Consider the following 17,923-nt stretch of genomic DNA (forward strand, 5'->3'; position numbering starts at 1 on the left):
AAAATGCACTTCGTTGCTATAAAGGGCAAAAAATTTTCGTTTTGTAGGTTATCTATTTTCTTAGCTTGATAGCGATGTGGTGATCCCGCTTGTTTAAAAGAACTCCTACCTCTCAAAATACTTAGTTACGCCCAAATAACATAACAAAAAGATTAGGAAATCACTCCTAATCTTTTTGTTTATTACTATTCCATTGCCCCAGCAACATCATAATCATTTAAATCTAATTCAATCGGTTGCCCTAACGCAAGTTTCGCAAGTTCTGATCCTAAGTATGGACCTGCTGTTAATCCTGAAGCACCTAATCCGTTTGCAATGAGTATGCCTTCAAAATTAGGGAGTGGGCCAATAACAGGTAAGAATCCTGGCGTAAATGGCCTGAAGCCAACTCTAGTTTCAAGCATTGTACCATCTTCTAAACCAGGCGCTACTGTTAACGCTTTATGGAATACTTCATGTAAACCACCAGCTGTTACACGGTGATCGAAACCAGTATCATTCTCATGCGTTGCACCAATTACAACATGGCCATTGTCAAATGTTAAAATATATTGATCGTTCGGCGGCATAACAACTGGCATATTTTCTGTTGCTGTATTTTCCATTTGCAAATGAACAATTTGTCCTTTTTGGAACGTAACTAAGAAATTAATTCCTAATGGATTCAAGATTTCGTTCGCCCATGCGCCTGCAGTTACCATTACCTTTTCCGCTACAATTGTTTCGTCATTTACTTTAACTCCCGTAATATGATTCCCTTCACGGACTAATACTGCATCACCTTTAATGAAAGTTGCACCATGTTTTTTCGCAGCGCTTATTAATGCGTTGCGTAATAATCTTCCATTTACTCGTGCAGCGCCACTAATATGAACAGAACTATATTCTTCCGATAATGCTGGGAATAACTTTTTCGTTTCTTCAGCTGATAAGCGAGTGATTTCACCAATCTCCGGTGCATCTTCACGGCGTTTATACGCTCGCTCTTCCATTTGATCTAGTTTTTTCTCATCAGTATGTAAACTAATTGCACCTACACGGTTGTAACCTGTATCCGTTTCACCGTCTTCTTCTAATTGCTGAATTAACGAAGAATAGTAACGTGCACCGCCTTTAACGATTTTATACCATGCTTTATTACGACGTTGCGACAGCCACGGACAGACAATACCTGCTGCTGCATCAGTTGCTTGACCTAAATCTTGACGATCTACAATAGTAACCTTCGCACCAGCCTTAGCAAGATGATAGGCAGTAGATGCCCCTAAAATTCCAGATCCAACTACAATATACGATTTCATTTCAAACACCTTTTCTCTTTTGCTAATTATTTAAATATAAGAACATACTTTAGTATACTGAAAGGAATCCTTTTTTCAATGTGCTCAACGTAATTAATTGTTGCATCATTGTGACGTTCCTAATCATTATTTTTTCTTCTTACGGAATAATTCAATTGTTTTATAGCCTTGTGAAAGGATTTCAATCATTTTCTCAAGACGTTTATCGCGTGTGTTTTCTTGTTTCACAGAAAATAAATTACGTGCCCAATCTTTTTGATAACCAGGAGTTAAACTTTGATAAAACTTAAGTTCAGCTGGATGATTAGCCAATAATGCTTCAACATCTTGAATACGGTCTGCATAATCAGCAACACATTGACTCACTGCAGGTGTTTTCTTCGCTTTTTTCTTTTCACGTTTTAAACCTACAACTGTAAAGACATCATCCATACTTACCATTCGCGCAAATTTAATTTCGCTTTCCCCCACATATCCATCATCTCCAACGTTTAATGCCGGAAACATCTCATCACGGTGAATAAACGTACTGTAACGAGCATTACCTTTTTTCGGATATGCGAAAAACACGTAACCTTTTTCAATTAGTAATTCTTCATTACTAATAATAAAATTCGTTTGTTTCACCATTTCATCAAGTGTTTCAACAAAAATAAAAATAGCATCATGTTCTTTTGAAAATGAGGTTTCTTTACCTGTGAAAATGTCATAATCACTTGGTTCGTTAATTACGACCATATTTGTATACTTATTTAGTTTCAATTTATCAATAACTGACATTATAATCTTCCTTTGTATCCAATATTCATTTTATATACTTCTTTATACTGTTCTAGTGTATTATATCTATTAAGAAAATTAAACTTGAAATCGTATCATTCTGTTTCAATAGACCATAATTTTTTACTATAAGGAGTGGTTTTATGCCGTATGTAATCCGGGATGAAGGGCTAGTTTTGCAAGGAGATAATGGAAAAGAGCCAGTCTTTCATACATATGAAAAAGCTGAGGAAACGTTAAAAACGTTAACTATACCGCAGTTTCCGAAACATATTAGACGAAAACCATTTAAACCAAAAATAATAAAAATAGCCGATTCTGAATAAGAACCGGCTATTTTTATATTCACAACTCAATAGCAAATAAAGTATATAAAAGCTCTTTATATTTATTTTCTGTAATTTCACGCTTCGTTTTTTCTCCATAAATAATTTCAGTTAAACTAGTATTCGTTAATGAGACATGGCCAAAGTTCGTCAATTTTACTGCAATGGGTCCTTTATTGAAAATAGATTTCTCATCTTTTATCACTCTGCTTTGAACATCGTTTACTACTGTCTCATCAATAATATGTTTATAAAAAGCATGACAAACTTTCCATTCTCCATCAACATCTATTCTTTCTAGAACATAGTTTCCTTTACTCGTATCTTTTTGTCTTACTCGATACGAACCGTTTTTAGAAGAAACAAGTTCGCCAGTAAACGGTACTGGTACAAGAGGTACTAATGAAGCAATACCTACATCAATTAAGTACCTTACGTTTTCGTAATTTAAAATAATTGTTATATGCCCATCTTCAAGTGCCCAATCGTTTATATCATTTTTATATACGGTACCTAGTGCGAGTTGTACATCATAACCACTATCTTTTAAAAAATAGTAAAAAAGAGTATTTAATTCATAACAAAGCCCACCTCGAGAACTAGTTAAAATTTTCTCTTGTAAGTTTTTCATAGAAATTGTATTCGCATTACTTGCTATTACATTTAAATTCTCAAACGGGATTGTGTGGGCAAATGCAAAGAGTATTGTACTTAATTCTTCAAATTTTATTTCAGTACGTTTTTCAAGGTTTAATCTTGTAAAGAGTTGATCTTGTAACTTTGTCATATTCAGCACCCCTTAATAAGTTATAAATTAAAATAATATATGCTGATTGTAAATTTGAAGGGATATAGTAACAATGTACATTTGCAGTTACTGTACCGGTACAAAATTTAAATTTGAAAAACATATTTATATAAAAATACAAATAAGAGGCACCTTCACGGATGCCTCTTTCGAATTACATTTTATATCTTTATTTCAATGAGCTTAATTTTTCAATTGCTTGTTGCTCAGTTGCTAATAAAAAAATATCCTTACCTTTATTACATTCATAAATAAAATCCTTTAAGCTTTTACTCGTATACATAGAGAAATCCCCAATAATAGCAATCTTTACTCTGTAGTTTATAAACTTTTGAAGAATATCACCCGCAAGCCGTGTTTTTAAGTCAAAGAAGCTTTCACTTATTAATGATTTATTGATAGCAATCCACTTCATATTGAACTGTTGCCATGAGATCTAATGCAGATTGAACGTCGGATATTAATACTGTATCGTTTCTGACGACGGCAATATTTATTCCGCCAATTACTACTTTCTTTATTTCCATAGTCTCACCCCTCTATAATTTATAAAGTATATATTAAACACGCTGTGTAGCTCTTCATTAACACACATAAATGATTTGCCCCTGGCCCAATATCCTTTATATCCTCGTAAATAAATATTGTTTTAAAACTTCTCATACGGTCAATGAAATTAAGGGTAATCTATCTTTTTACTATTTTTGAAAATTTATCTCTCCACAATAACTTAATAAATTATCAAAAGAAGTAATCTCGGCATATGGTTTAGTGTCGGTATTATTCTTAATCACATTAGGGTTGAACCATATGCCCTTTATATTTGCATTTTGACAACCGGCAATATCCTTTTCTAAGTCATCTCCAACAAATAGTACATCTTCTGATTGTACATTTAGCTTATTTAATGCTAGTTCGAATATACGTTTATCAGGTTTACTAAATCCCACTTCTTCAGAAATAATAATCGTATCAAAATACTCATTTAAACCCGTATTCATTATTTTAGCTTTTTGCCTCTGAGTTGAGCCATTTGTAATAATTCCAACTTTAAAGTGCCTCTTTATATGATTTAAGAAAAGAATAGTATTTTGGTCAATTGAAAAACATTTAGGCAAGTTTTCATTCCAAAAATCTTGGATATAATTGCGTGGCAATCTATATTTCGGCGCGAATTCATCAAATAATGATTCTAAAACTATTATTTTATCACTAATGCCATATTCTCTTTTATCATATTCTTTGAATTTCTGTAACATATTGTTTTTGACTGTATCACTAACATCCTCATAACACTTCTCTAAAACTAATAAAAACAAGTTATCTACTGCCTTATCCCTATCAAGTAACGTATCATCTAAATCAAATAGCATCGCTTTATAACCCCTCAAATAATTTCACAACCTTTCTCGCATTATATAAATAATCCCTAGTTCGTACCTTTAAACTTTTGGTTTACCAAGAGAGTTGTTATTTATGTGAGAATAACGATCAAACAGAGTAAAGGATTTATTTTTACCTTCCAGGAGAATTAATTCTAGCCTTAGAATCCAGTTGTTTCTCTCCAGATCAATTAAATGCTCAACTACTTCGAATGTATTTCAAGTTCCTTCCTCTTCATTACAATGTAGCCATTCGCCTGATAAACTAGATAAAAAAACTCCAAAGTTTGTGGCACACGCTCTAGAATTACAGTAGCTTCTTTTATATTGAAATTCATTTCCTTTTCTCCTCTTGGTAAAGAAGTAAAAATATATTTTCATACAATTCAAGAAATTACACCCGATTTACATTATTATACATTAGTTTTACTTAAATATTAATGTTCATTTTATTGAACGTGGAGCTAACACAATAATCGTCTTGTGGAATCTCCTAATTTATCTCCACATAAACTACAGATAGTACGGCTATAATGACTACCAGAGGTGATATTATGAAAAACTATCATATCCTCGTGGTTGAGGACGATCAAGAAATTCAGGAATTAATTAAACAATTTTTAATGACACAACAGTATACAGTGGTAGTCGCATCAGATGGATTAGAGGGTATGACACAATTTAATAAGCAATCCTTTGATTTAATTCTTCTAGATGTAATGATGCCCAATCTTAATGGATTTGAAGTATCCAAGATGATTCGAAGTCAGTCAAACGTACCAATTATTATGCTAACTGCATTGGAAGAAGAGGAAGATCAAATGAAAGGGTTCGATCTTGGAATCGATGATTATATAACAAAACCCTTTTCGTTTCATGTTTTGATTAGACGAGTCGAAGCTGTACTTAGAAGAAGTTATGATAAAAATGTAAATAATCATTTGGTATTTAAAGAAGTGCGTATCGATGTTGATGCATATAGAGTATATGTAAATGACGTTGAAATTTTATTAACGACAAAAGAGTTTGAAATTCTACAACTACTATTTCAAAATGAGAGAAAAGTACTCACAAGAGAAAATATCGTAGAAAAAGTTTGGGGGTACGATTATTTTGGAGAAACACGAATAATTGATACACATATTAAAAACCTACGTAAAAAGTTAGCTATCCCTTATATTAAAACAATAAAGGGTATTGGTTATAAAATTGATGAATAGTATTGTGAAAATCATGAAGATGAAGCAAATTACTTATAAACTCTTTATGACTACCTCTCTCATTTTGTTATCCTTTGCAGTATTGATTTATTTAACTTTATACTTCTTTCTCCCTACGTTTTATGAGCAATACAAAACAGATCAACTTCAAACAGGGATAAAAGAAATCATTGATAAATCTAAAGATCTTACGTTTCAAGATGCGATACCACTTTTTGATGAATATGCAAAAAAAAATAATGCGATGCTTTATCTTCAAAATAATGAGGGAATAATTAAATACTCTCCTTCATTTTCTTTTACTCAAAATGGTTCGCAAACAACAGTAGTTACTAGAGCCACACGGTTCGAGAATGCAGGTACCCTTAGCAATTCATATAACGTTACGAAACCAATTCAATTCCAAGATGGTAGTTTAACGCTTATAGTCTTTGCTACATTTCAACCAATTGATGAAGCTTCACAGGTTTTAGTACGCTTTCTCCCCTATATTAGTATCATTGTACTCATAATTGGTGTAGGGAGTGCTTATTTCTATTCCAGGTTTATTACAAAACCACTTATTTATATTAATGAGGGTGCACAAAAGATGGCAAATTTAGATTTCTCCGAAAAAATTGAGGTTCGCTCTACAGATGAGTTAGGAGAACTATCTAATAGTTTGAATGACATGTCTATTAACTTACAACAAGCTATGTTTGATTTAAAAAAAGCAAATCAACAATTAAAAAATGATATTGAAAAAGAACGAGAAATAGAAACAAAACGCAGAGAGTTTTTTGCGATTGTAGCACATGAATTAAAGACCCCTCTTACTGTAATGAAAGGATACTTAGAAGGGATGATATACAATATTGGCCCTTATCAAAATCGTGATCAATATTTAAAGAAAAATCATCAAATTATTGAAAGTATGGAACAATTAGTTCGTGAAATTTTAAGCATGTCGAAATTAGAACAACACACCTTTAAACTAAAAGTAGAAGAAGTTAATCTTTCGAAGTTAATAGATACAATCACAAAAGATCTCGAATTTTTTGCTTCTCAAAAAAGCATCCAAATAATAAAAGAAATTGATTCTGATCTTTCTGTTTATACAGATCGTGTTCTTTTTGAAAAAGCATGTAAAAATATTATCCATAATGCGGTTATGTATTCACCACATAATGAAAAAGTCTATATAAAGTTAAGTGAGGATTCTAAACAAGGTCAAATCAAAATGCAAATTATGAATACAGGTGTCAATATTAAAGAAGAGGATATACAACAAATTTTCAAACCATTTTATCGAATTGAAAAATCAAGGAATCGAAATACTGGAGGAAGTGGTTTGGGGCTATATATTGTTAAACAAATTCTTGAAACGCTAGATATAAAATATTCTATAAAAAATATGGAACATAGTGTACAATTTTGCATGAACATTCCATTATCTAAACAAAAAACAAACAAACTCCCCTTTTAGTAGGACGAGTTTGTTTGTTTTTTGTAGTTTTAGTATTGATATTTTTCGAGTTACTTTTTAAGCAATATTGGGATTAGCTTTTTTACCAATCCACATACCTAAGCCCACCATGCCAAGCCAACAGCAAATTGCTAACATAAAGAAGAAATACTATTAATGGCATAGCTCCCAAATGTAACGCTAAGGACTATAAATATTGGAGAATAAAACCCGAATATCATGATTAAAGTACTTACTAAAAATAAATGGATTAGATTAACTTTCTTAGCAGCTTTGATATCTAAAAATATGGACATCAAAATCCCTAATAGGTATGGTCCAACTACAATGAAAATACAGGTTAACATGTTATAGAAAGTAAAACTATAAAAAATACCCATCAAAAATAAATATCCATTTCCTAATCCAAGTAAAAATGATTCTGCCTTTAAGCGGATTGGTAAAGAAGATGAAAGTTTATGAAAGAACTTTCCTTTCAACAAACTCAAAAACATGAAACAAATAAGCGCTATAGAAAGTAGAAAAAAATAAAAAATATATTGTTCATTATTTATGTTACGACTTGTTCGAATCAAAAGAATAAGCATTGAGACAAAAAGAAACTTTCCTACAACCGATACAATGGAGATAGGTAAAAGCCCTTTGGCTAACTCTGTTCTCGGCATTTTTTTTATAGCAAAAAGGATACTGATTAAACAAATCCCATATATGCATGTTATCAGCGGCGGCGATAAAAAACTAATCGCTAACAATACGATTATTAGTAAAAGAAAAACGATACCAATAATAATCGCTTGTTGATTTTTATTATAAACCTTTCCCCCGCCTTCCACATGTAGAAACAATAAAGTACTCGTCATGGTAGAAATTGTACTAACTGCAAAACCAGAAAATAACGCACTTATTTCTAGCCATCTTGAACTCCATCCAAAGAAAGTAACATTAAGTAATGATACTATCAGAATAGAAACAGTCCAATATAAAGAGCGGTGAATCCCAGCCTTATTCACAATAGGTATCCAGATAAACACACCCGTCATATAAGTTGTATAAAACAAGATTGATGGCCAGTATCCCTCAAAGCCTTTCGAAATCTGTAATCCATAAACAATGTAAATAAGCATGGGTGTAAAGATAGTCGTTATTAGTAGACTAAATGTAGTTATACTTTGCACCACAAGTCTTTTTTGCTTTGTCGTATGTATCGTATAACACCTCACTTAAAATGAAATCAGTAGTTGTTATTACTTATTCTGTCCGGAACGAGGTTGTTATATATACGCAATCCAATTGAAATTCCCATTACGAGGTAAACTCAATCTAAATCCACATTAAATTAAGTGGCGTGCAGAAAAGGTGGATTTTGTGATTCTTATAAATAAAATTAATGGATATATTCAAAACCTTAATCATAAATGGAACAAATGTGTTACTTAGATTGTCTATTACGTATAAAAAAGGTGCTTTTGGTAGTTCTCTCATTTTGTAATGCAAGAAACACAAGATGAGTGCTATCTGGTACATTTGTTAATTGTATCGGTATGTAAAATACCTAAACAAAATCCATATATTCTTGAAAGAGGTTGAAAATGTATGCTAGTTTCAAAGAAGTTTTTTCACATCGCACATTATAAAAAGATGCTCCCTGTAGTATTACTTTCATGTGCAACGCTTATAGGCTGTTCCAATAGTAATATTCAATCCGAACCACCGAAACAAACCAAACAAGAAAATACAGGTAATCATTCTTTTGTAAAGCTTGAAAAAGAATATGATGCTAAACTTGGTATTTATGCATTGGACACAGGTACGAATCAAACTGTTACTTATCGTTCAGATGAACGGTTTGCATACGCATCTACCCACAAAGCCCTTGCTGTTGGAGCACTGTTACAAAAGAAATCAATAGAAGATTTAGATCAAAGAATTAAGTATACTAGCAAAGATCTTGTGAATTACAATCCAATTACTGAAAAATATGTAGATACAGGTATGACTCTTAAAGAGCTTGCGGATGCTTCCCTTCGATATAGCGATAATACTGCACAAAATCTTATTCTTAAGCAATTAGGTGGGCCAAGTGAATTCAAAAAATCACTGAGAGAAATAGGAGATACTGTCACGAATCCTGAACGTTTTGAACCAGAATTAAACGAAGTGCAGCCAGGAGACACTCGTGATACTAGTACCCCAAAGGCGTTAGCTACTAGTCTTCAAGCATACGCGCTAGGCGATATACTTTCCATTGAGAAACGGAACTTTTTAATAGATTTGATGAAAAGAAATACTACGGGGGACAACTTAATTCGTGCTGGAGTTCCAGGAGAATGGGAAGTAGCCGATAAGACCGGCTCTGGGTCTTATGGAACAAGGAATGATATTGCAATCATTTGGCCACCAAATAAAAAGCCAATTATGCTTGCGATACTTTCTAATCATGCTAAAGAGGATGCGAAATACGATGATAAACTTATTGCAGATGCAACTAAAATAGTGTTAGACAATTTAAAAGTAACGAATAAATAATTACTCCAAAGAATGACTTAGTTAAAATTCATATTTCATTTGAAGACCGTTGATATTGAAAGAGCACAAAAAAGAACCTGTAGAATATACTACAAGTTCTTTTTCAAAAATTGTTAAAAAGGGAATAACAAACTATCTTAACATTCAATACAGGGAGACCATTTTGATTATGGCTTGGTTATATTGTATATCAAATATAAATATTTGAAGAAACTGATTTCGAAAATTATGTGAATTAAAAAACTAGGGTGTTTATATTAAATTTCGTTTACTACCAACTTCTTCTTACTTAAATAGACTGCACGGTCTGATTTTTTAGCAACTTCCTGTGAGTGCGTCACAACAATAATACATTTATTTTCTTTATGTGCAAGTTCTTGAAACAGTTCTATTATATCCATTGCCGTTTCTTCGTCGAGGTTTCCTGTCGGCTCATCCGCAATCAGTAAATCAACATTACAAGATAACGCTCGAGCGATTGCAACACGCTGTTGTTGCCCGCCACTTAGTTGCAGAACATTTCGTTTCGCTTCTACTTCTGTAAGTCCTACTTTCTCTAATAATTCTAATGCCCTTGCCGTTTTATTTTGCACTTTAACACCTGTAATTTCCATTGCTGTTAAGACATTTTGAAGAGCACTCATATAGGTAATCAAATTATAAGATTGGAAAATTACCGATACATTTTGATTACGGTACCGATCCAAACCAATTTTCCGAATATCCTTTCCATTAAATAGTACATAACCATTTTTAGGTATATCTAGCCCACAACCTAAGCTAAGCGTAGTGGTTTTACCAGATCCGGATGGTCCTAGAATCGTGTAGAAATGTCCTTTTTGAAAAGAAAAGTTAACATTTTCTAGTATCGCTACTTTTTTTCCATTACTTTCATAATAATAATCTAAGTTTTTAAATTGTAAAATCGTCTCCATATCGAGCCTCCTTATTCATCTTTTAAAAGAATTTGTTTTGGATTCAGGCGTAGAATAGATAATGCTGGAAGAAGCGTTGCTAATATAGCAATAGCTAGTCCAATGCCCCCCATTTTCCCTACATCTTCGCCTGTTACACTTACATTAATTTTATCAATTGGATCCTCTTTTTGATTTTGTACAGTTCCACCAGGTCCAGCTACCATTACAGTTCCATTTTGTGAGGTGTTTGTTTCTTCTCCTGCTGTAGCAATTTCACTCGAAAGTAAATTATTCCCTATGAATTGAGAAATTTTTGCTCCTGTTGTTATGGATAATCCAAATGCTAAAATAGCGATACATACTACTTCTACTACGAACTGCGCCATCAGTTTCCACTTTTTCTCTCCAATGGACAATAGAATCCCCATTTCCTTACGACGTGCTTTAATCGATAACATAATGATTAACCCTAAAATAATCGCACCTGCAATTGATACAATATAAATAATCATTTGAGAAGTAGATGAGATATTTTCGATAGGCCCAATCATTTGTTTGTACAACGAATCATGTGCATCTAATTTATAATAATTAAAATCAATATCAGATTTTTTTGCTTCTTCTTTAAATGCTTCAATGTTTTGTGGATCTTTCAAGAAATACACGACTTGAATGCTACTTATACCTTGATCTATTTCTAATTTTTTCATAGTTGAATGCGGCATATATAGTTTATTAGCTGGATCCATTATAGGAGGAGCTTGTTGCCCCATTGCTTGCTCATTCGTTTCGTAAATACCGATAATTTCAACCTCCAGGGTTTCCTTCTTATCCCCTGATTGCACTTTAACTTTGTCTCCTACTTTCAAGTTGTTTAATTCCGCTAATCGTTTTTCCATTAAAGCTACATTCTGATCTTTCATCTGTTCTGTAATTGGTTTCCCATCAATGATTTTACTTTTTCCATTCTTAAAGCTTTCTTGTAATGCAGTTTTGCGAACTCCCTCAATCATAAAAGAAGAATTCATATCTATTTCTGTACCGGAGCCTGAACCGCCTCGTACAGCCGCCATTCCCGCCTTACCTTTTCCTTCTTCTTCTCCTTCTGAAGCTCCTACTAGTTTAAGTCCGTCAGAAATTCCGAGAGTGCTAGTTATGTAATTATAGTCTTTTACATACTTTGACTTCGCTAATTGATCTGCTTCTTTTGTATTAAGCTTCGGTGGATTAGGCATCTCTCCAGTTTCCCTAGCTTGTTGACCTAATTTGTCAAAATCAAGACTTAAAGTAACATCTGCACCGAGTTTTTTTCTTGCTGCATCAGCAGCTTTTTTTGATGCATTTTGGATTGTGAATCCTGCCAACACTAAATTTGTAACAATTAGGAAAACTGCCATCAAAATTAATGATGTTCCTACTCTTTTTTTCATACTGAGAATTGCTCGTTTCATAAAGTTCATTTTTTCTTACCTCCTTGATAACTTGTATTCTATATAGGTTATCTAGAGTCTATATGGAGCTAATCGGTAGTTTATCTAGAGATATAAGGAGTTTATGTGTAGTTATTCATTGACCTGGTCAAGAAAGACCGGAACACATATTCAAAAACGTAATCGTTTTGAATATTGGCAAGGAAGTTATGGCTTTAGATAGCATTGAATGAGAGCATACAAATCCATGCTTATTTCGTAATTTCTATACAAAAAATAAAAACCACCCTATTTGGATGGTTATATGTGTGCTTGTTAAATATGAAAATTCATTAAAGAATATGGACTTTTATTGAAGTTGGTCGGATTCTCTAATAATAATATTGTGTTAAAAAGCCTAACTTATAATTTTATAAGTTAGGCTTTTATGCTATCTATAAGAAAAAGTTATAGAGACTCATAATATTTTATAATTTAACCTTTTGTATTTAAACAAGTAAAATAAAAGTAACAAGTGCATACATTAAGGAGGTTTTTTGATAGTGACAGAAACTATAACATTTAGGATTGCAACGGCAGATGATTTAGATGAAATTGTAAAAATGCTTGCTGATGATGTTTTAGGAAATAAAAGAGAGCGCTATGAAACACCACTCCCTGATAGTTATATAAGAGCATTTCATGCTATTGATTGTGATCCAAATAACGAGTTGATTGTAGCGTGTGATGGGACGGAGATTGTTGGTATTCAACAAATTACATTTACGCCTTACATTGTACGTCAAGGGGGGTGGAGAGCTACAATTGAGGGTGTACGGACAGCCTCATCAAAACGTGGTAAAGGTATAGGAAGTAAACTTATTAAATGGGCTATTCAACGTGCTAAATTACGGGGATGTCATTTAGTACAGTTAACAACAGATAAAGAACGACAAGAAGCTTTACACTTTTATAAGAAATTAGGTTTTAAAGATTCTCATGAAGGATTAAAACTCTTTCTCTAATGAATATAGCTATTTATATACCAAAAAGACGTATATTGTAAGGTTAATTAACTATAGGATTCGAAAATTATGGTAACTATCACTGTATTAAATATACAAATTGACACATTGTCTTTCATATAAATTACGTCACTTCAAAAGGTGTACCTTTTGATACGAAAATAAGCAAGTTAATATTCTCATTCATAAAAGAGAACATTAACTTGCTTTTTAAGTTTTTGTAAAAGATATTTATAGTTTTATTTTATTGATAGCTTTATAATATAATATGCAAATTCCCCACCTGTTTTATAATTCAAGCATCTACTATTAGGAAAAGAGAATATTTTACAATTAATTTACAGCATAAATTTTGTCCATCTTTTAGACGATATGTATTTTGGAGGAGGTTAATTTGATTTTTTCAAAACTCATTGATCGATACGCCTTGTATGATTTGCACAAAAAAAGAAGTGTAAAGTTCCAGTATACTTCTCTTTCTAACACCTCACTATATATAAAGGACATAGAATTTTTTTATAAAGTAAAACCATCTCATATTCATTTTAACATTAAGCATTTAAAACAAGAAAAGGAATACATGGTTGGACAATTCAAATATAAAAGCTCGGTTCAATCTGGTGATTCACGCAACGATTCTGCCACTGGAGAATTATTTTTACATAAAAATGAAGATGCACCTCATGTTATCTTTGTTCACGGTTGGAGAATGGATTCTAACGAACGTGTAAAAAAAATATTCCACGACCATATGACCAACTTGAAGTGGAATATGTATTATTTCACTTTACCATATCATTTTGACAGAAAACCGAACCAATCCCTATACAGTGGAGAGTACATGGTAAGTGCCAATGTTGAACGAACTGTAGAAGCGACTAGACAAGCGGTAGCTGATTTACGAACTTTGATCAAATGGATTAAAGAAAATAAAAATGGTCCCTTGATTTTAATAGGAATCAGTTTAGGTGGAGTTATTACTAACTTAACATCTCTTGTTGAACCAGAAATTGATATGTTAGCATCCATTTTCTACGCGAATCGACTCTCTTATTCAATTTGGAAGACAAATCCAGGTAAATTTATTAGAGAAGATTTGGAACATCATGGTGTTACGTATGATGATTTAATAGCTTATTGGAAAATCACTGAACCGAGTCAAGCGTTACCAAAAGTAAAAAAAGAAAATATTTTATTAATTTCAGGTAAGCACGATCTATATGTACACTCTGAGGATACGGACTATTTGTGGGAATCCTGGGAAAGACCTACGCGATATATTTATACATGTGGACATGCCGGGATTGTTCTTAAACGTAATAAAATTGCAACTGATACTATCAATTTTATTCAGAATCGATTGAACTCCTCACACTTCCCCAAAGACATACCTTAAAGTGAGGGATTACTAAGTATAGAATCTTATACTTGTAATCTTTCATTTTATACCAAGTTCATTTCATATAGAAAAGGGTTACTCATCATTTTCACCAGGGGCTTATTTTTATAAAAAGAAATTATTGTTGTTTACCCTTTATATGCAATATTACATATAAAAATCTTTAATTGTTCTGTTATAATTTTAAGAGTAAATTATTCATCCATTAATTTACACCATCCATATCTACAGTTATGGAAACCCTAATTACATATAAAAAAGAGAAGAACCTTGGTGAGTTCTTCTCTTTTTTATATTTTTTTAAGATTACTATCCAAAGTAATTATTGCAATTACTTTAAGCTGGCTTTTGAATTATAAATTCTGATTTTCATACTTCTTCATGAGTCTAGATAAGAAAAAAGAATCTACTCCTTTTCTAGCCAAATAAAAGGAATTTTTTTAAACAGTTATTTTAATTTGTACTGTTCTCCTATATTAATGCCTGCCCATGAGTATTTCCCTGAATTATATATTAAGGAATGAAAATGTATTAATTCTTTCCGAGTATGAATTCGAATAGGTATCACTTGCAATATGTCATTAAAATAAAAAGGATTATCACTTGGTTTAATTAGAAAACTAAGTGTACATAAATACAACGACATGAAAACACTTTTCTCCTAAATCCACTACTTGTATTATTGGTTGCGTGAAACTCCTTCTTGAGAAAGGTTTTAATTTCCGAATATTCTGTTGACTGTTGTCGCATATCCAATTTACAATTTAATTGTGATATTTTTTCACAATTAAACTACTTAGAATACACTTCATTTATTCGAAAACAATTACAAATAGAGGTGCTAAAATGAAAACAAGAGTAAATCCAGAGTTATTACAAGGGTTAGAGATGTTTCCAAATCTCGATTTACACCCGGAAAACTTGCAATCAATCAGAGAAGGAATAGCTCAAATGAGACCACCTACCGTTGTTGATGAATCCCTTTCATTAACAGATGAAGTCATTGTTGGACCTGATGATAATCCGTTACCATTAAGAATTTATCGTCCAAAATCAAATAATGAGCCTTTACCTGTCTTATTATGGATACATGGTGGTGGTTATATCTTAGGGTCTATAGATGATAACGATGATACTTGTATGAGGTTTGCAAAAGAAGCTGGCTGTGTGGTCGTGTCTGTAGACTACCGCTTAGCACCTGAACACCCTTACCCAGCACCAATTGAGGATTGTTATTCAGCTTTAAAATGGATTGCTGATAATGCGAAGTCATTAAACATTGATTCGAATCGAATTGGGGTTGCAGGAGTAAGCGCTGGAGGTGGACTAACAGCAGCATTATCATTATTAGCCCGAGATCGAAAATATCCTTCAATTTGTTTACAGATGCCACTCTATCCAATGATTGATGACCGAAATAATACACCTTCAGCGAATGAAATTAAAGAAGGATTTGTTTGGAATCAAAAGGCAAATGAAGCTGGTTGGAAAATGTATTTAGGAGAAATGTATGGAACAGATCAAATCCCTGTCTATGCAGCGCCTTCTCGAGCAGAGGATTATAGTGATTTACCATATACTTACACATTTGTTGGTCAATTAGATCCATTCCGCAGTGAAACATTAACCTATGTAAGCAAACTAGCGCAAGCTGGTGTTGATGTCGAGTTTCATTTATATCCAAATGCCTATCACTGGTTTGAAGGGTTAAATCCAAATGCCGATGTATCTATTTACGCTGTAAACGAAATGGTACAAGCAGTAAAGACTGGTTTCAAAAGAGTCTCTAAGGTTGAGGCTTAATCCCTTTACAAGAAAAACACTCGTAAATAGTATAATAGCCGATTCTCATTTAGAATCGGCTATTAATATGTAAAATTCACCTAATATATCAAGGTTGAGAAACAGATATAAGATGTTTAGGCGATGTGTTTATTTCCTCTGCCAACGCCTTAATGCTCATCATGATTTGAAGTATTTCTTCTAATGTTGTCCTCGGGTTGATAGAGCAAAGTCGAATTACTACTTTTTCTTTTAATTTAGTCGTACTTAGCATAGCAAATCCTCTTTGATTAATTTCTTCCACCAGTTTTTTGTTTATTTCATGAATTGTTTCTGTAGACGTTCGCTTACAAGGAATATAACGAAAAGTAACAATTCCTAATTGGGCAGGTGTTACTACTTCCCAATCTTTTTCTTTCCTTAAAAACTCTTCAACTTGTTCAGCCAACATAATGCCATGATCTATTGCCTCACGAAAAGCTGTGACTCCAAATGCTTTAAAAGAAAGCCATACCTTTAATGCCCTAAATCTACGAGAAAGTTCAATTCCACGCTCCCCAAAATTCACTTTTTCTTCTATATTAGTTTCCGTATCCTTAATATACTCTGGGATCATACGGAACGTTTTACTTAAATATTGGCTATTGCGAATGAGTACACAACCAACATCATAAGGCTGAAAAAGCCATTTATGCGGGTCTAACGTCAAAGAATCAGCACGATGAATTCCTCTTAACACCTCCCTTCCTTTTTCACTGAGAATTGCTGCAGCCCCATAAGCACCATCCGCGTGTAGCCATACATCTTCATCACCACATAGATCAGCCAATTCATCGAGGGAGTCCACCGCTCCGCAATTCGTTGTCCCTGCATTAGCAATAACACAAAATGGTTTTTTCCCTTTTAATCGATCTTCTTTTATTTGCTTTCTTAAAGTACTAACTGAAATTCTTAAATCTTCATCTGTTTCAATTCGGCAAATTTGATGATGTTTAAAACCTAATACTTTAAGTGCTCGATCTACAGAAAAATGAGTTTGGTTAGAAAAATACACAACCGCATTTTCTATGTCATTATTCAGCTTGACCTGTCTCGCTACAGTAAGTGCAGTCAAATTAGCCATGGAACCGCCACTGACAAATAGCCCTTCAGCTGAATCAGGGAATCCTAGCATTGATTTTAACCAGTTGATTGTCGTTAATTCAATTTGTTCAGCACCTGCACCTACTATCCAAGCCGTAGGAAATACATTAAACCCACTTGCTAAAAAATCTGCTATTACACCAACATAATTATTAGGACCTGGCACAAAAGCCATAAAATGAGGATGATCCACATGAGTAATTTGATTAAACACATTGTTATTAAGAAAATGAAGTAACTCTTTTGGATTAGATCCGTTTTCTGGAATCGTTTCAATTAGCTTGTCTCTAAAAATATTACTATCAATCGTTTCCGAAACTGGTTTACTTTTCAAATGATTCATATGATCAACAATCAAGTCCACCGCTTGATATCCTAACTGACGCATCTCTTCGGCTGATAACTGCAAGTTTTTTGTCATTTGGTTTACTCCTACTCTA

At 32.9% G+C, this 17,923-nt stretch carries 15 protein-coding genes and 2 pseudogenes; 7 read left to right on the forward strand and 10 right to left on the reverse strand.

What is annotated here, in order from left to right:
* Positions 1-185: 185 nt before the first annotated feature.
* Both AC0IXC_RS04140 and AC0IXC_RS04145 read right to left on the reverse strand, forming a co-directional pair.
* Entirely contained in the window at positions 186-1,301 is a 1,116-nt protein-coding gene (locus AC0IXC_RS04140; protein WP_002085346.1) for an NAD(P)/FAD-dependent oxidoreductase, read from the reverse strand.
* A gap of 126 nt (positions 1,302-1,427) precedes the next feature.
* Entirely contained in the window at positions 1,428-2,081 is a 654-nt protein-coding gene (locus AC0IXC_RS04145; RefSeq protein ID WP_471652620.1) for a YdeI/OmpD-associated family protein, read from the reverse strand.
* Between the two features lie 143 nt (positions 2,082-2,224).
* Between AC0IXC_RS04145 and AC0IXC_RS04150 the strand changes: the two genes are divergently transcribed.
* Positions 2,225-2,407, forward strand: coding sequence for a hypothetical protein (locus tag AC0IXC_RS04150; RefSeq protein WP_002141911.1), 183 nt, complete (start codon positions 2,225-2,227; stop codon positions 2,405-2,407).
* Between the two features lie 19 nt (positions 2,408-2,426).
* Here AC0IXC_RS04150 and AC0IXC_RS04155 read toward each other — a convergent pair whose 3' ends face one another.
* From AC0IXC_RS04155 to AC0IXC_RS04170, 4 genes and pseudogenes are all read right to left on the reverse strand, one after another.
* A complete protein-coding gene (locus tag AC0IXC_RS04155; protein ID WP_471652621.1) occupies positions 2,427-3,194 on the reverse strand; it encodes an arylamine N-acetyltransferase family protein in 768 nt (255 codons plus the stop codon).
* 190 nt (positions 3,195-3,384) lie between these two features.
* Positions 3,385-3,742, reverse strand: a pseudogene (locus AC0IXC_RS04160) (DUF4180 domain-containing protein).
* A gap of 171 nt (positions 3,743-3,913) precedes the next feature.
* A complete protein-coding gene (locus AC0IXC_RS04165; RefSeq protein ID WP_471652622.1) occupies positions 3,914-4,588 on the reverse strand; it encodes an HAD family hydrolase in 675 nt (224 codons plus the stop codon).
* A 212-nt stretch (positions 4,589-4,800) separates the two neighbouring features.
* Positions 4,801-4,935, reverse strand: coding sequence for a hypothetical protein (locus AC0IXC_RS04170; protein WP_002141907.1), 135 nt, complete (start codon positions 4,933-4,935; stop codon positions 4,801-4,803).
* A 216-nt stretch (positions 4,936-5,151) separates the two neighbouring features.
* On the opposite strand from AC0IXC_RS04170, the gene AC0IXC_RS04175 reads away from it, so the two are divergent.
* Complete coding sequence (locus AC0IXC_RS04175; protein WP_000800741.1) at positions 5,152-5,817, forward strand: response regulator transcription factor; 666 nt, start codon at positions 5,152-5,154, stop codon at positions 5,815-5,817.
* The gene (locus AC0IXC_RS04180) at positions 5,810-7,282 is read left to right on the forward strand and encodes a sensor histidine kinase (RefSeq protein WP_471652772.1); all 1,473 of its coding nucleotides are present in this window, start codon (positions 5,810-5,812) and stop codon (positions 7,280-7,282) included. The genes AC0IXC_RS04175 and AC0IXC_RS04180 overlap by 8 nt, the downstream gene beginning before the upstream one ends.
* A 57-nt stretch (positions 7,283-7,339) precedes the next feature.
* Here the strand turns inward: AC0IXC_RS04180 and AC0IXC_RS04185 are convergent.
* Positions 7,340-8,406, reverse strand: a pseudogene (locus AC0IXC_RS04185) (hypothetical protein).
* 469 nt (positions 8,407-8,875) lie between these two features.
* Here AC0IXC_RS04185 and bla point away from each other — a divergent pair.
* Positions 8,876-9,808, forward strand: a complete 933-nt coding sequence (gene bla, locus AC0IXC_RS04190) for a class A beta-lactamase (protein WP_341085831.1) — start codon at positions 8,876-8,878, stop codon at positions 9,806-9,808.
* Between the two features lie 257 nt (positions 9,809-10,065).
* Here the strand turns inward: bla and AC0IXC_RS04195 are convergent, their stop codons facing one another.
* Both AC0IXC_RS04195 and AC0IXC_RS04200 read right to left on the reverse strand, forming a co-directional pair.
* Positions 10,066-10,743, reverse strand: a complete 678-nt coding sequence (locus AC0IXC_RS04195; RefSeq protein ID WP_003189466.1) for an ABC transporter ATP-binding protein — start codon at positions 10,741-10,743, stop codon at positions 10,066-10,068.
* Between the two features lie 11 nt (positions 10,744-10,754).
* A complete protein-coding gene (locus tag AC0IXC_RS04200) occupies positions 10,755-12,185 on the reverse strand; it encodes an ABC transporter permease (RefSeq protein ID WP_002032327.1) in 1,431 nt (476 codons plus the stop codon).
* 512 nt (positions 12,186-12,697) lie between these two features.
* Here AC0IXC_RS04200 and AC0IXC_RS04205 point away from each other — a divergent pair.
* From AC0IXC_RS04205 to AC0IXC_RS04215, 3 genes are all read left to right on the forward strand, one after another.
* On the forward strand, positions 12,698-13,159 hold the full coding sequence (locus AC0IXC_RS04205; protein ID WP_002032325.1) for a GNAT family N-acetyltransferase: 462 nt from the start codon (positions 12,698-12,700) through the stop codon (positions 13,157-13,159).
* A gap of 394 nt (positions 13,160-13,553) precedes the next feature.
* Complete coding sequence (locus AC0IXC_RS04210; protein ID WP_471652623.1) at positions 13,554-14,555, forward strand: alpha/beta hydrolase; 1,002 nt, start codon at positions 13,554-13,556, stop codon at positions 14,553-14,555.
* Between the two features lie 849 nt (positions 14,556-15,404).
* Positions 15,405-16,361, forward strand: a complete 957-nt coding sequence (locus AC0IXC_RS04215; protein ID WP_002127565.1) for an alpha/beta hydrolase — start codon at positions 15,405-15,407, stop codon at positions 16,359-16,361.
* Between the two features lie 88 nt (positions 16,362-16,449).
* On the opposite strand, the gene AC0IXC_RS04220 is transcribed toward AC0IXC_RS04215, so the two are convergent.
* Positions 16,450-17,904 (reverse strand): pyridoxal phosphate-dependent decarboxylase family protein, encoded by a 1,455-nt coding sequence (locus AC0IXC_RS04220; protein WP_002127563.1) that lies wholly within the window; start codon positions 17,902-17,904, stop codon positions 16,450-16,452.
* Positions 17,905-17,923 lie beyond the last annotated feature (19 nt).

The organism is Bacillus sp. AC266 (genome assembly GCF_979253805.1).

Bases quoted from the DNA above. Each gene is read 5' to 3' on its own strand.
- AC0IXC_RS04150 (WP_002141911.1), top strand. From the start codon at position 2,225: ATGCCGTATGTAATCCGGGATGAAGGGCTAGTTTTGCAAGGAGATAAT.
- AC0IXC_RS04215 (WP_002127565.1), top strand. From the start codon at position 15,405: ATGAAAACAAGAGTAAATCCAGAGTTATTACAAGGGTTAGAGATGTTT.
- AC0IXC_RS04165 (WP_471652622.1), bottom strand. From the start codon at position 4,588: ATGCTATTTGATTTAGATGATACGTTACTTGATAGGGATAAGGCAGTA.
- bla (WP_341085831.1), top strand. From the start codon at position 8,876: ATGCTAGTTTCAAAGAAGTTTTTTCACATCGCACATTATAAAAAGATG.
- AC0IXC_RS04200 (WP_002032327.1), bottom strand. From the start codon at position 12,185: ATGAACTTTATGAAACGAGCAATTCTCAGTATGAAAAAAAGAGTAGGA.
- AC0IXC_RS04180 (WP_471652772.1), top strand. From the start codon at position 5,810: ATGAATAGTATTGTGAAAATCATGAAGATGAAGCAAATTACTTATAAA.
- AC0IXC_RS04155 (WP_471652621.1), bottom strand. From the start codon at position 3,194: ATGACAAAGTTACAAGATCAACTCTTTACAAGATTAAACCTTGAAAAA.
- AC0IXC_RS04220 (WP_002127563.1), bottom strand. From the start codon at position 17,904: ATGACAAAAAACTTGCAGTTATCAGCCGAAGAGATGCGTCAGTTAGGA.
- AC0IXC_RS04175 (WP_000800741.1), top strand. From the start codon at position 5,152: ATGAAAAACTATCATATCCTCGTGGTTGAGGACGATCAAGAAATTCAG.
- AC0IXC_RS04140 (WP_002085346.1), bottom strand. From the start codon at position 1,301: ATGAAATCGTATATTGTAGTTGGATCTGGAATTTTAGGGGCATCTACT.
- AC0IXC_RS04145 (WP_471652620.1), bottom strand. From the start codon at position 2,081: ATGTCAGTTATTGATAAATTGAAACTAAATAAGTATACAAATATGGTC.
- AC0IXC_RS04195 (WP_003189466.1), bottom strand. From the start codon at position 10,743: ATGGAGACGATTTTACAATTTAAAAACTTAGATTATTATTATGAAAGT.
- AC0IXC_RS04170 (WP_002141907.1), bottom strand. From the start codon at position 4,935: ATGAATTTCAATATAAAAGAAGCTACTGTAATTCTAGAGCGTGTGCCA.